Source organism: Legionella impletisoli (genome assembly GCF_900639875.1).
Classification (GTDB): domain Bacteria; phylum Pseudomonadota; class Gammaproteobacteria; order Legionellales; family Legionellaceae; genus Legionella_A; species Legionella_A impletisoli.
The window spans coordinates 22,538-35,911 of sequence record NZ_CAAAIA010000013.1; the positions used below are offsets into that span (position 1 = coordinate 22,538).

The following is a 13,374-nucleotide window of genomic DNA, read 5'->3' on the forward strand; positions in this document are numbered from 1 at the left end:
GGCTAAGGGCTAAATATATTTTTTGATGATTCAAGTCGTTCGATAGCATGATGAATATTATCCGTAATATGTTCACCACGCATGAATGGAGAAGGAAAATGTGCAGAGCCAATAGTCACTGCTGCCCCAGTTATATCTAATTTATCAATATTGAGCGTCTCACCCTCTTCGGTGCCGCAAATCTTAACTTCTGCTTTACTACGAATTGGTGCATTAATCGTAACAGACCGACCAAGAATATAAATCCTACCCTGCTCTGCTAATAGTTCTGCATTAATTACAATATCTGCCTCTGTGTTACATAGAAAAATAGGACCTATTGTTTTGACCGGCTGATTAAGTGTAATTTGCATGATTATTCTCCCTTATTAAGTTGTCCAGATATCGTCTTGATTCTAAACCCTGTGAATACCTTTCACCCGTTAAGACTTTTACAACCGAGCATTTAATATCTTATCAATCTTACTAAGAAGGGTACAGGTATTTCCTATTCCTTATTCGCTCATAAACCAAACATGAGATGCCATATCCCAGCTACTCTAGCTCGCTGAGTATTTGGTCTTGTATAGATCTCAAAGTATAATTAATTGCAGGCATTCGGTAAAAATGTTACGTTAAAAAATGTAACATTATTTATCTTCGTCAATGAACAAAAGTCCCTCTTTTAAAGAAGCCTTCTTTGTTTTTTTACAAGTTGCGGCTTATAGCTTTGGTGGCCCCGCGAATCAAATTGCAGTCATGCACCGCTTATTGGTTGATGAAAAACAATGGATTGATGAGAAACAATTTTTAAACGCATTAAATTATTGCATGCTGTTACCTGGCCCCGAAGCCCATCAATTAATCATCTATATAGGTTGGTTGTTGCATCGCGTTAGGGGTGGTATCGTCGCGGGAACATTATTTGTACTGCCTGGATTTTTGTCAATACTTTTGCTGAGCATCTTGTATGTAAACTATCAGTCAACCAATTGGGTACAAGTTCTATTTTATGGTATTAAACCAGCCGTTATTGCGATTGTTTTAAGCGCCCTTATTCGGATTGGTCAAAAATCATTAAAATCCGAAAGTCATTACATCATTGCTTTGTCTGCTTTTCTTTTTTTGTTTTTATTAAATGTTCCTTTTCCCATTATTATTCTGGGTGCCGCACTAATTGGTTATTTGCTTAATCGATTTAATTTTGCGCTCAATCTTGATAGCAAAACAACTCTTAATCAAAACTTTCATAAAATTTCACTTTCCACAATGCAACTGATAAAAACCAGTAGTATTTGGTTAGCAATTTGGCTTCTTCCAGTTTTTTTTATTTTTCTTATAACTGGTGTTCATCATGTATTCACCCAAGAAGCTTTTTTATTCAGTAAAACAGCCTTATTAAGTTTTGGAGGAGCTTATGCGGTTTTATCTTATATTGCTCAACAGGCCGTGCAAACATATGGTTGGTTAAAGCCCGTTGAAATGCTAGATGGATTAGGTATGGCTGAAACAACACCTGGCCCGCTGATTCAAGTAGTACAATTTGTAGGATTTCTGGCAGCCTATCGTTATGCTGGCGATATGAATCCTTGGTTGGCAGGCATTCTTGGCTCAATTATAACCACCTGGGTTACTTTTATTCCTTCTTTTTTATGGATATTTGTCGGTGCACCTTATATTGAAGAGCTAAGAAAAATCCAAGTACTTCGTGTGATATTAACCGCAATTACAGCAGCAATCGTTGGTGTTATTCTTAACCTCTCGCTTTGGTTTGCCATCAATACTCTATTTGGTAAAGTAGAAAAATTTCAAATATTTATCGTTGATACTTATCAACCTATCTGGTCTACCTTTGATTATGGTTCAGCGTTTATTATGCTGATTAGTTTAATACTCGCATTTCTTTATAAGGTGGGTATATTTCTGATTTTACTGACCGGTATCTTTCTTGGAGTCATCGTTAACTCTATGTTGTAATCCATTTTAAAAAACAGCGTTTAAGTTTTGCATGACGCTTCATTTCTTCCTAAATATCCAGGGGGGTATTGCATATTTATCTGCCCAAAGCCCTTTCTTTGACCGTTGGGCCTCAATCTGTAAATCATATAATTTATTATCTGTTACATATTTATCATAAACCCAAGCCATTCCTTTTTGAACTTGATGTGCATTAGCATCTACGCTATTACAGTAAACTCTTCCAAGAATTCTTTTGTATCGATCAGCTTTTTCATAAATAACCACAGCATTTTTTCTATAACAGATGTTCGCTAATGATTGCCGGGATACATTGCCAAATGCTTGCTCTTTTTCAGGGGCATCTATTTCAGCCAATCTAATCTTTATCTGTTTCTTGGTTGGGGTAAGAATTGTCAGAGTATCCCCGTCAGCAATTCTTATTACGATTCCTGAAATTGACTTCGCGAAGGAACTTGAAACAAAAAAAATTAAAAGAATCGAAAAGGAAATAATGTTCCAGTGTTTTTTAATCGCTAAACTGTGTTGTGCCATTCGAATCGATCCATTTTTTATTTTTTCAAATAAACATTCAGTCAATCAAATCATTTAAAAAACTAAAAATCGGGATTTATTGGCCATGGCGGAAACAGTTCAGCGTATGATCGTTAACCATTCCAACCGCTTGCATGAAGGCATAACAAATTGTGCTCCCAACAAATTTGAAGCCTTGTTTTTTTAAATCGTTTGACATCGTATCAGAAATGATGGTTTTAGCGGGAACGTTAACTATATTTTCCCAATTATTTAAGATTGGTTTACCATCTACAAACTGCCATACGTAGTCTGAAAATGAGCCATATTTCTTTTGTATTTCTAAAAAAGCTTTAGCGTTTTGTATAGTTGCATTGATTTTTAAATGATTACGAATAATACCGGTATTATTAAGCAGCGATTCTATTTTACTTTGGTCATATTGAGCGATAAGTTTGGCATTAAAATTATCAAATGATTGTCTAAAATTTTCCCGTTTTTTTAACACGGTTAGCCAACTTAGCCCTGCTTGCATACCCTCTAATATTAATAACTCAAATAACACCCGATCATCAAATACTGGCACTCCCCATTCGGTATCATGATAGGAAATATAAAGTGGATCATCATTTACCCAAGCGCATCGATTACATTTATTTTTCACAGACATCGTTATCTTCTTCCATATCGGCGGAATTCTCTATTTGAATTGATAATACGATGCATAAAATGCCTACGGCAATCTTATTTTCTGCCATTATCTTGCTAATGAATAAAAACATCTTCGGTGGGTTGGTTTACAAATGTAAATTCTTTACTAAGCTTTTACCACCCAGGTAATTTTATCACTAGGGTAGAGAAATAACATGTATACCGAATATGAGTTTGGAATCTTGTTAATAAACGATTTTTAATGGAAAAGGAGAATTAGAAATGCCATGGACGAAAAGTGATTATCCTGATGCGATGAAAAATTTATCCACCGAGGATCGAAATAAAGCCATTGATATAGCAAATTCATTACTGAAAGAAGGGTATGAAGAAGGCCGAGCCATTTCAATCGCGATAGCAACCGCTAAAGATCGAGGCAATGGTTCAGGGGACTCTGAATATCATGTATTACCTCATCCGAATGGCTGGTCAGTCAGAAAAACCGATGCTGAACAAGCTTCCTTCACGTTTGATACTAAAGAAAAAGCGCTCGAGAAAGCGAAAGATCTATTACATAATAAAGGCGGGCGTTTAGTTATTCATACGAAAGAAGGTGACATTCAAGAACATCGTGAATACTAATAGACGTTACAGAAGAGTCCAGGTGCCAAGGGCCACGGTAAATCTATAAAATAAAAAAGTAACGTGCTGGGCTTTTCAGCCCAGCCTACGCTTATTAGCCTATGCTTGCTAAGAACGTAGGTTTATTTTGGGCTGAGTCCAGAATTAGGTTCTTCTTCAGATTCGAGCGCTTCATGTTGGATGTTAGCTAATTTTGCTTGTATTGTTTTGCATGCTTGAACGTTGTGATCAACCCCTGCTTTATTCAATAGTTTTTCCTTACAGAAATCACTAAACTTATTCAGCATAATCCCAATAGATAATATAATGCCCACTGGGCGATGTTCTTTTTTATCAATAATTGCTTTGGCCGTTGTTGAAAAATTTACATCATGCTTTTGTAGCTGATGAATGATGAACAGATCCGTTTTTTCAGTAGCAGAAGCTGTCATTGAGATGGTTTGCACAAATTCGCTTGGTATTTTTTTCAGTAATAACGCAACCATATAAGGCTGATTTTCACGTATAGCCAAGGTAAGGTATTGGACATTCCTAATGGGATCATCAAACCCTTCTTTTTCCAAGTGCTCCATTAGCAATTCCACGCTTTTTACATCCCCGCCTCGTATCGCTGCACAAATCGCATCCTCCATTGGTTGCTTTTCTAGGATGAAGGGCGATAGGAGATCCTCTGTGCCTAAATTGGTTTGACATAACTGGATAGTTTTTTGTAAAACTTCAACATTTCCTCCTTCAGCGGCTTTGTTAATCAACCACGATTTGTTTAAATTCATTTTCGCAGCATTTTCAATAACCGTCCTAGAGAAGGAATGTTGTAATAACTCATCAAATGTTTCGCTACGTCCATGCTCGAGGGCCGCTACAAAAAGTCCATTAATTACGTTAGGTTCTTTAATATTCTCAAGCAAGACGCGTAAGGTATCTGGGTTATTGCTCATTACAGCTTCTGCAGCGGCTTGGTAATTATCATCTTTGGCACCAATGGAAAGAAGCTCAGATATAGCAGCTGCATCATTTAAAATAGCGCTTCTTTGTAATGTATCGAACTTTTTTCCGTCTGTTTTGGCAACTTGGGTAATATTTTCATGTGTTAAGTAAGCATGGTAAATTTCTTTCAGTTTAGGAAAGTCGCGAGCTGGGCTATCCGGATGACAAATCACGCTCACTTCCAGACCTAATGGGCCTCTATTGTATTCAAATACATTTTTATGGAGCTCTTGAACCAACTGTTTTTCATTTGCAAAGGTTTTAAATCCTGAAGAATAATTAGGGTCATATACAATATACTGCCCTTCTTTTTTTGCTACCGCCACGGTGTGATTGATGCTTGCCACGCGCATCACTTCATTCTCACGCAAGGATAATGATGTGAAGATGTTTGCCCAATTATCATCACTTGTAACCAATGCTAAATCAAAGGAAGATTTTAAAGACTTATTATCTATGGCCAACGCTTTAATTGCATTTGATTGATTTAATTTTTTGTCATATTTCTCGGGTATAAAGCTTAAAATGACTTCATTAACAAAATGATTGACCTGTATTTCCATTTCTGAACTTATCTCTTTTCCTGCGATATACCCTAACATGTCAAAAAATTCTTTTTCTTTATTCTCTAAAACATATTTTACATAAACCATTGCGAGACCATTGCAAATGCCTTCTTTATTCATACGCAAAGGTAGGTTATGCCATTCCAGATAACGGTTTAGGTTGTCTATTACTTGTCCTTGCCCCAGATTAATGCTCATTTTCAATGCAAACGGTTTGATAAAGAATAAAAATAGCTATATGACAATTATACCCGATCGGCACATAAAATGCACACATTGAAACCATTCTACTCTAACAGAACCCAGGAACGGGACTTTTTGCGTAGATACGAGGTAATGTTGTTAAACTGGCATTAGCGGATGGATAGGTGTGTTGTGTTCTTCGTGAGCTGAAGAAATATTAAATGGAATAAACCAGCGCGCAATAATCTCTTGATTAAATTGATGAAATAAAGCCCATTGTGTAATTAGATTTCTGTCAAATTCAGAATTTGGTGAGTGGACTCCTGGATTTAATTGATCTTTTAATAAAGACAAAGAAGCCGAATTATGTAAGTAAAATTCGGGATCTATGTAGAGCATTGGCGTAGGATCTTTTAAAACAAAATTTATCGGTAATTTCTTGTTTAATACCTCTTCTGGCCTGAAATTAGGCCCAAACTCATCCAGAACGCCCATATTCGCCAAAAACTTGTCTTCAAACCAATCTGAGGGAAATCGGCTCAATAAATTCTCTACTCCTGTTGCAGTTATAACCAAGTCAGCATTTAAAAGGGCGGTTCTTAACTGGCTTTTATTGTTCGGGTCAACCGCGTTTAAACCTAACTGTCGCGCAGCCTCTCTTTGATTCAGAGAAATGTCGACAATCGTAACGTTGGAATTGCTTTGCTTACCAAAGTAAGCAATACCCCTTCCAATTTTTCCAAAACCAAAAATGAGCCAATTTTTTTGCGCCTGCGAAAAGCCCGTTAGTTGTTCTAACGCTTGACTAACTCCTTTTGCACAACCAAACACGGTTTCCAATTGTTTGGTAAGCGTGCGATCAATGCTGATTACAGGAAAAGACAACGATTGTTTTCGATAATAGTCATCACCTGATCCTGTTAATTCAATCGAACCTATTGTAGGAGCGCCTAAACATTTATATAACTCTGCGCCGCAATCAAAATAAATATCAAACGGTTCACCAGAAAGGGATCTCAAGTTCGTAACGTAACGAACACCAGCATCGTTTAGAGCTGAAACTGCTTCATCATGCGCTTCTAAAAAAGATGGGTTCGTGACTGTCACATCTGCACCCGCTTCAATTAAACAAGCAATTTTAAGCAAGGTATTGGTAACAACAGGAACATGGTGAAGAACTTTTATACCTTCTAAAGGACGTTCTTGTCTCCATTGACTTAATAGCATGTGCATAAAGGGAGCGTCGTTCGAAGAGTATCGTTCAAAATATAATTGTAATGAGGGGTGCATATGAACTCAAAAATAAAAAAATTATAAATCCTTTCACATTGGTGCCAATTGATTTTACACAAAACGCATTTTTTAGGCAAAAGATAAGCATAAACGCGCTTTTTTTAAGAAAGTAATTCTTCAGACCTTAATGATCCCTTAATATTCGCTCAGTATAATTTGTCATCATTTTTTTTGCATCACGTAGGTGAATCATGCCTTTTTTTGTAGATATTAAGCGCTATATGCCCAGTAGACTAACACCTAATACAGCGCTTTACACACGCGCTTCCTTTGGTGCCATGGCAGCCTACGCTGCCACGGTTAACCCCATTATGGGCGCTTTGGTTTTGTTAGGGCATGGCGCATGGGAATGCGCGAGCTTGTTATTGCAGTCTGGCATTGATGCACAACAACAACGAATCGAACGTTATAACGAAGCGTTTTTAAAATTATCTGCTCGGGCTAAAACGCTGGGTTCTGAATGCTCACAAGAAGAAATAGAAAAAGCTAAAAATATATTTTTTGTACATAACCTTATTGAAGAAATTTGTTATCAAGCTTTGGCCGATATTGTGGTTCAATTAGGGATTTGCAAAGATGAAATTACCGAAGAGCAATCTAACTTAATCCTCGCCCATGTAAAAGAAGCAGCACATATAGAATTGCGCAAAGAAGGAGGGTACTCCAAAAAAGGAAGGGAGATGATTACGGCGGAACAATTTAACGGGGTAATTCGGAATATCACTACGATTATTCATGATCGTGATGGACGATTGACCGATGCGCGATACTCCACACTTACAGACTTATGTATCGCACTAGATGATCATAATACTTACGTTAAAAGTGTGTTATTTCGTTCTTGGTTGCGCTGTGAGGCCTTATCAGCGAATACTCATCTTGCCATGATTAAAGATATCGTTCATTTTAATTCACAAATCTCTCAGCAAGTGGGTTTTAATTTTGAACGTAAATTAGCAGAGCGCAAACAATATTATAGTATCCATCACCATAACATTCGCGAAGTAGTATGTCCCAAAACCGGGGAAAAATCTGCTTTACGATTTGTTCATGTCACGGAAGTTAGAGCGCAATTTCAGCCATATGTTGCAGAACTTAAACGATTTGCCCCTGATAGACCTTTTCAAGCCTGTTTAATTGAAGCTTGCGGATTCTCACAGGAACAAATAGCAACGCTTAGTTCAGCACGTAAAGTTTCATGCCCAGCACGCTTTGGTTTTGCATCCTCTTCAAAAACAATATCTCAACCGCCTTTAATATTATGTGAGAGTCTCACTGTGGGTGAATTCTTAAGCCGCTATTTTCCAGAACATGACCAAACGAATGCAAGCGTGATGAGTCTAGCAAACTAAAAGAAATAAGTAGTGATAGCAGCCTGTAATAACCTCATTTTTTCGTAATTTGCAACGCTTTTTACGGGCTAAAAATCACATACTTAAAAGGCTCTTTACCCATTTAAAAAATTTTTATACTAAACTATTAATCATATCTCGATTATTAAATTGATGCCTTGCGTGCATGCAATTGCATTAGATCTTGATGTACTATTGAGAGAAACAGCCGATCATTTGCAAATTTTGGTATAAAAATTAATTATGAAATTATTTCAATATCTATCTACGTTTTTTAGTTCTAAACCTAAAGAGAGAGGGCAATCTCAACCGAAACAAAGAGAGCGCCTTGGTGCTTCTAATGTAGATTACTATCGAGCTAAAAAATCGGTTCATTTTCCTTTTGATTTTGATCGTTGGTATCCTCGATTAAAAGAGTATACCTTTCCTAGCACGATTCTTCCGATTACTCCCCAAACAGCCCGTGCTATGGTGCATTTTTATCAGCAAAAATTTCTTGATAGAGAAGAACTTACCTTGGAAGATATTGAGCAATTACAAGAACTTGAAAGAATCCTACTCCATGCCATGGAAGTATATGAATCGGGGGTATTTCCAAGGATGTCAAACCGATCACCGAAAGATGGCCTTCCACTTTTAGAAGATTCAGAAACTCTGTTATCCAAGTACAAAACCGCCCTTGAATCGAGTGATGATCCAAATGAGAAGCTGATTAAACTCTCTGAATTGCAAATGAAATCGCTTCATTGTCAAACACCTCAACAAGTCATGAATCTTCTTTTAACAAGTGAGCGGATTTATACCGATTTAATACTGGCTTTGGCTTGTTTACGAGACAACCCCGATGATGAATGGTCAACTAGCATCATTCTTAGGGAATGGCAGCCAACATTACGAGAGCAAAATGAATTTCGATTATTTGTTTATCAAGGGAAAGTAACCGCCATCTCACAATATAACCATACTTGTCTCTATCCATCGCTGACCGCGAATGAACATAACCAAGAGGTGCTTAACGCACTTAATGATCGCCTTACAGAATTTGCAAAAAAAGCTCACCCAGAAATTGGCATGAAGGATTATATTTTGGACTTAGCCGTCGTAGACGATCAAATTCGAATTGTGGAATTAAATCCTTTTGCCGAAAGTACTGGAGGTTGCTTATTTTCTTGGAGAGCCGATCATGACCTACTCCATGGTAACCTAGAATCTCTGCGACCATGCTTACGGGTTCGAATGGAGAAAAGGCCTGATATTAAGGACTTAGTTGAAGTAGTAGTGGAGGAACAAGAAACGGTTGAATCACACAACAATTCTCCCTACTATGAATTGCTGCATGAAAAAACCGCAGCTAGACCTGGTTAAATACCGCATTCGATAAAAGAGAAAAAGCAGGGTGGAAATGAATTGCTGTGATATCTTTCGGCGAGAACTCATGACTTTTCAAATCAACCTTAGCCATAAATTGTGGGTACGGTAAGGGAAGATTCACTTCATAAATGCACCATCTCGCACCTTGTTTATTTAAAAAAGTTTGCGCGGCTTTAAAATCAGTAAACACTTTTTTTTCAATTGAATTCGTTAAATCCCTACTGGCGGCATCAAAAAATTCATTCGTTTCATACTGTGCAGGATCATCTGAAATAATGGCCAAGGGAGTGCAAATGTAAATTGTCATGCTATTTTTATTACTCGTTGAATGTGTGATCTTTGCCATAGTATACCTTACTATTTGTAAAAAATTAAGCCAATATGTCACGATGGTCGCGGCATGGTCTTTGTATTTTGGTTTTCTTCCACTTCATCTATTTTAGCGTCTTGTTCGGTTTTTACCGCTTTATAAGTCTCTTTAAAGCGTTCGAAACTTGTAGCGACTTCGCTTGTTATGGGCTTTGGTTCATGCTGAGCTGTGATTTCTTGAAGGGTTTTGGTTGAGTCTCTTTCCGCAGCGGAAAAAAGAAGATCCGTACCAATGCCGCCATGACTTATTCTTGGTTTAGTGCCATATTCAACCGCAAATGCCGCTTCACTGATTTCACCCGCCTGGATAGTTTGAAACTCTTCATAAGTTCCCCAAAGTTTTCTTTCGCTTCTTTCCATCGGAACATAACGCATGTTGGTTCCTTGTGCATTATGTTGTACATGAATGAGTTCATGAATCAGCTCCAATTGAAATGGTATGTAGGATGGTTGGCCACTACCAAAACTCAAGCTGCCTTTCATCAGTTCCTTGATGTAGTGTTCGCTCGTTCCTTCTTGGCTAAGATGAGCGCTAATCGTTTCTCGATTGTCTAGCGCTTCTTCAGGTAATTGTATCGGGACAGAAAGTATTGAACTTGTTCCAGAATTGGGATTAACTCCTGAACTAATACGTTCATTTAAAGGTCTTGCAAGAAGCTCATCTTTTGAGGGTGTCATTTCAGCAAATGCATTTAGCCCCCCAGCATCTACTTGCATGCACTGGCCTTCAGAAGCCGTTAAAGATACGCCAAGTTTTAACTGAGCGTGGCTCGTTAGATTGGTACTGAGAGAATGGATTAAAGCACGGCCTTTTTCCTGGTTTGATTCACTGACTAAAGCCGTCAATACCAATCCTTTACTCGTATTTAATATAGCGGTGGTATTAGACACCGCTGAAGGATTACTACCAAAATTTGCTTCAAGCGACTCCGTATTAATATGAATATTCGATTCGATCGCTCTTAATTCACGCCACAGCAAATTTTCCGGATCTAGATCATATGCAGTATTAATCACAGGTTCTACATATTGAGCAAGCTGCAAATTTAAATCAATATTGATTTGATTAATCTCATGTAGTGTATCTAATTTACCCGCGGATGATTTAAGCCTTAGGTTTGGGTCTAATTGTTCAAGGACTGTATTCGTTAATTTTGAAAGTTGTTTTTGTAAGTCTGCACCGGCCATAAATAGACTTGCAGAATCGTGAGCATTGATAATGCGCTTACGATATTCGGTTGTGATTGCTCTTAATTGCTTATTCCATCGTGGGGTGTTATGACTTCTTAAGTGTACAGGAAACTTAATAGCGTCTAATCTGGCTAATTGTTCAACCAAAGCATCACGTAAATTTAATTGAACTTGGAGGTATTCTGGATTAACCATTAATTAATTTTCTCCTATAGCCGCTATAAGGCATGAATTTTGATACGATCTAATTAAAGTATAGGTGGTTTTTTTTACAAAACTCAAAAATAAGTGTAGTTAACGTCATGCACAATCAGGATGAAGCTTTGTACTCATGGGCGGTAATTGGAGCCGGACCCGCTGGTATCGTTGCCGTGGGTAAATTATTGGATTTTGGAATCAAACCAGAGCATATACTTTGGATTGACCCTAAGTTTAACGTTGGGGATTTTGGAGAAAAATGGAATAATGTTCCCAGCAACACAGAAGTCAATCGGTTTACTTATTTTTTGAAGGGCGTGAACGCTTTTGCTTATGAAAAAGCGTCGATTAGATTTGAATTAAATGACTTAGATCCTGAAAAAACCTGCCCGTTAAATGCCGTAGTAGAACCTTTACAGTGGGTGACTGAGCAACTGCGACAACGGGTGCACACTAAAAAACGATGGATTGAGTCCATTCAGTTACGCAATAGAAACTGGTCTCTTTATTCTCAAGATACTCAATTTGTAACAAAGAACGTTATTCTAGCCCTTGGTGCAGAACCCTTAACGCTGACTCATCCAACAAGGGAGGTCATTCCTTTTAATATCGCTATTGATAAGCAAAAGCTAAGCCAACATATCGATTTAAAAGAAACCATTGGGGTGTTTGGTTCTTCTCACTCCGCGATCTTAATTATACGTTACTTAGTCGAACTGGGCGTTAAAAACATTATTAATTTTTATCGTACGCCTTGTCGCTACGCCGTGAATTTGGGTGACTGGATCTTATTTGATGACACAGGATTAAAAGGGACTACAGGAAGCTGGGCACGAGAAAATATTGATGGTACTTTGCCCCCAAATTTGACACGTTATTATTCTAGCTCCCAACACATCGCTCAGTTCTTGCCAGAGTGCGATAAAGTAATTTATGCGGTCGGATTTCAAAAACGTGCCATGCGCATTCATGATTATGAAGGTTTAGATTATAACCCCCATAACGGAATTATTGCCCCAGGATTGTTTGGGTTAGGTATTGCTTATCCCGAAGCTCATTATGATAAGTTTGGCACCTTAGAGTATCGAGTTGGGCTATTTAAATTTATAGATTATTTAAATCGAATTATGCCTTTATGGCTTAACTATCCCGCCTAGAATCATACCGTTTAGGTTCTCGCCTAGGAATTTGAATTGAGCCCCTTTTTGGGGCGATGAAAAAAAGTGTGGTCGCCATATGGGATTTGAAGCGTACCAGTTTTTGATACACAATTAAATTTCATATTCTAATGTGAGTCATAGGGCTATGGCATCTAAAAAAAAACAAGCGTCATTGTTACAGGCCTTTCAACAACACGTTGATGCGGAACTTAATAAAGATTTAGAATCTACACTAGCAACGATGACTCCAAACCCTCATATTCAGAACATTCCAACTATGATTGGAGGAGAAGGGTTGGAAGGTGTTCGTAATTTTTACTCCGCCTTAATCCCACCTGGAAAATTTTTTCCTCCAGATACTGAAATGGTTCCTATATCAAGAACAGTGGATAACCACCAGTTAGTAGATGAGTTAATATTAAAATTCACTCATTCTACAGAAGTTGGATGGATGTTACCTAACATTCCTCCGACAGGAAAGCGAGTCGAAATTCCCTTGGTGGTTATTGTTGGATTTGCAAACGGCAAAATAACGCATGAACACATCTACTGGGATCAAGCCAGCGTGCTCATCCAACTAGGTTTATTGCAAAAAAATGGCCTTCCAATGAACGGAATTGAAACAGCCCAGAAAATGGAACTTATTCGTCAAAAAATGAAATAGGTCGAGCTGAAGCTCGACCTTTACTAGTGACGATCAATGATGTTTAACCTCTTCTTTTTCTTCAACAACCACAACAGGCGCACCCCCCACTAAGAATATTTCGCGAGGAATGTTATAGCCATCAATATAATAGCCAGATACACCTCCAGTTGATATTATCGTTTGTCCCGTTTGTCCATTAAACCAGTCCCAACCCAAAGCCATACTGCTAAGAGGGGTTAATGCCAGAGCCCCGGCAATTACAATTGCTCGAATGTTCATCTTAATCTCCCTATCAA

14 protein-coding genes are annotated in these 13,374 nt (G+C 37.9%); 6 read left to right on the forward strand and 8 right to left on the reverse strand.

Annotated elements, in window-relative coordinates:
* Positions 1-2: 2 nt before the first annotated feature.
* Positions 3-353: a hypothetical protein gene (locus E1O41_RS11055; protein WP_131777393.1), complete on the reverse strand. Its 351-nt coding sequence runs from the start codon at positions 351-353 to the stop codon at positions 3-5.
* Between the two features lie 292 nt (positions 354-645).
* On the opposite strand from E1O41_RS11055, the gene chrA reads away from it, so the two are divergent.
* A complete protein-coding gene (gene chrA / locus E1O41_RS11060; protein WP_131777394.1) occupies positions 646-1,956 on the forward strand; it encodes a chromate efflux transporter in 1,311 nt (436 codons plus the stop codon).
* 39 nt (positions 1,957-1,995) lie between these two features.
* Here chrA and E1O41_RS11065 read toward each other — a convergent pair whose 3' ends face one another.
* Together E1O41_RS11065 and E1O41_RS11070 are read right to left on the reverse strand one after the other, a co-directional pair.
* Positions 1,996-2,490 (reverse strand): thermonuclease family protein, encoded by a 495-nt coding sequence (locus tag E1O41_RS11065; RefSeq protein WP_131777395.1) that lies wholly within the window; start codon positions 2,488-2,490, stop codon positions 1,996-1,998.
* 76 nt (positions 2,491-2,566) lie between these two features.
* Complete coding sequence (locus E1O41_RS11070) at positions 2,567-3,139, reverse strand: DNA-3-methyladenine glycosylase I (RefSeq protein ID WP_131777396.1); 573 nt, start codon at positions 3,137-3,139, stop codon at positions 2,567-2,569.
* Positions 3,140-3,402: 263 nt separating this feature from the next.
* Here E1O41_RS11070 and E1O41_RS11075 point away from each other — a divergent pair, with 263 nt between their 5' ends.
* Positions 3,403-3,762 (forward strand): DUF2188 domain-containing protein, encoded by a 360-nt coding sequence (locus tag E1O41_RS11075; protein WP_131777397.1) that lies wholly within the window; start codon positions 3,403-3,405, stop codon positions 3,760-3,762.
* A gap of 122 nt (positions 3,763-3,884) precedes the next feature.
* Here E1O41_RS11075 and E1O41_RS11080 read toward each other — a convergent pair whose 3' ends face one another.
* Complete coding sequence (locus E1O41_RS11080; protein WP_131777398.1) at positions 3,885-5,513, reverse strand: YopT-type cysteine protease domain-containing protein; 1,629 nt, start codon at positions 5,511-5,513, stop codon at positions 3,885-3,887.
* Between the two features lie 144 nt (positions 5,514-5,657).
* On the reverse strand, positions 5,658-6,788 hold the full coding sequence (locus E1O41_RS11085; RefSeq protein ID WP_131777399.1) for an adenosylhomocysteinase: 1,131 nt from the start codon (positions 6,786-6,788) through the stop codon (positions 5,658-5,660).
* A gap of 194 nt (positions 6,789-6,982) precedes the next feature.
* Here E1O41_RS11085 and E1O41_RS11090 point away from each other — a divergent pair, with 194 nt between their 5' ends.
* Together E1O41_RS11090 and E1O41_RS11095 are read left to right on the forward strand one after the other, a co-directional pair.
* On the forward strand, positions 6,983-8,143 hold the full coding sequence (locus tag E1O41_RS11090) for a hypothetical protein (protein WP_131777400.1): 1,161 nt from the start codon (positions 6,983-6,985) through the stop codon (positions 8,141-8,143).
* Positions 8,144-8,386: 243 nt separating this feature from the next.
* On the forward strand, positions 8,387-9,508 hold the full coding sequence (locus tag E1O41_RS11095) for an ATP-grasp domain-containing protein (protein ID WP_131777401.1): 1,122 nt from the start codon (positions 8,387-8,389) through the stop codon (positions 9,506-9,508).
* Here the strand turns inward: E1O41_RS11095 and E1O41_RS11100 are convergent.
* Together E1O41_RS11100 and E1O41_RS11105 are read right to left on the reverse strand one after the other, a co-directional pair.
* On the reverse strand, positions 9,495-9,860 hold the full coding sequence (locus E1O41_RS11100) for a hypothetical protein (RefSeq protein WP_131777402.1): 366 nt from the start codon (positions 9,858-9,860) through the stop codon (positions 9,495-9,497). The two genes, E1O41_RS11095 and E1O41_RS11100, sit on opposite strands and share 14 nt — an antisense overlap.
* A 38-nt stretch (positions 9,861-9,898) precedes the next feature.
* Positions 9,899-11,269: a hypothetical protein gene (locus tag E1O41_RS11105; RefSeq protein ID WP_131777403.1), complete on the reverse strand. Its 1,371-nt coding sequence runs from the start codon at positions 11,267-11,269 to the stop codon at positions 9,899-9,901.
* Positions 11,270-11,376: 107 nt separating this feature from the next.
* Here E1O41_RS11105 and E1O41_RS11110 point away from each other — a divergent pair, with 107 nt between their 5' ends.
* Both E1O41_RS11110 and E1O41_RS11115 read left to right on the forward strand, forming a co-directional pair.
* Positions 11,377-12,429 carry a pyridine nucleotide-disulfide oxidoreductase gene (locus tag E1O41_RS11110; RefSeq protein ID WP_131777404.1) on the forward strand — a complete coding sequence of 351 codons (1,053 nt, stop codon included), beginning with the start codon at positions 11,377-11,379 and terminating at the stop codon, positions 12,427-12,429.
* A gap of 148 nt (positions 12,430-12,577) precedes the next feature.
* Entirely contained in the window at positions 12,578-13,096 is a 519-nt protein-coding gene (locus E1O41_RS11115) for an ester cyclase (RefSeq protein ID WP_131777405.1), read from the forward strand.
* 33 nt (positions 13,097-13,129) lie between these two features.
* Here E1O41_RS11115 and E1O41_RS11120 read toward each other — a convergent pair whose 3' ends face one another.
* Positions 13,130-13,357, reverse strand: a complete 228-nt coding sequence (locus E1O41_RS11120) for a hypothetical protein (RefSeq protein WP_131777406.1) — start codon at positions 13,355-13,357, stop codon at positions 13,130-13,132.
* Positions 13,358-13,374: the final 17 nt, after the last annotated feature.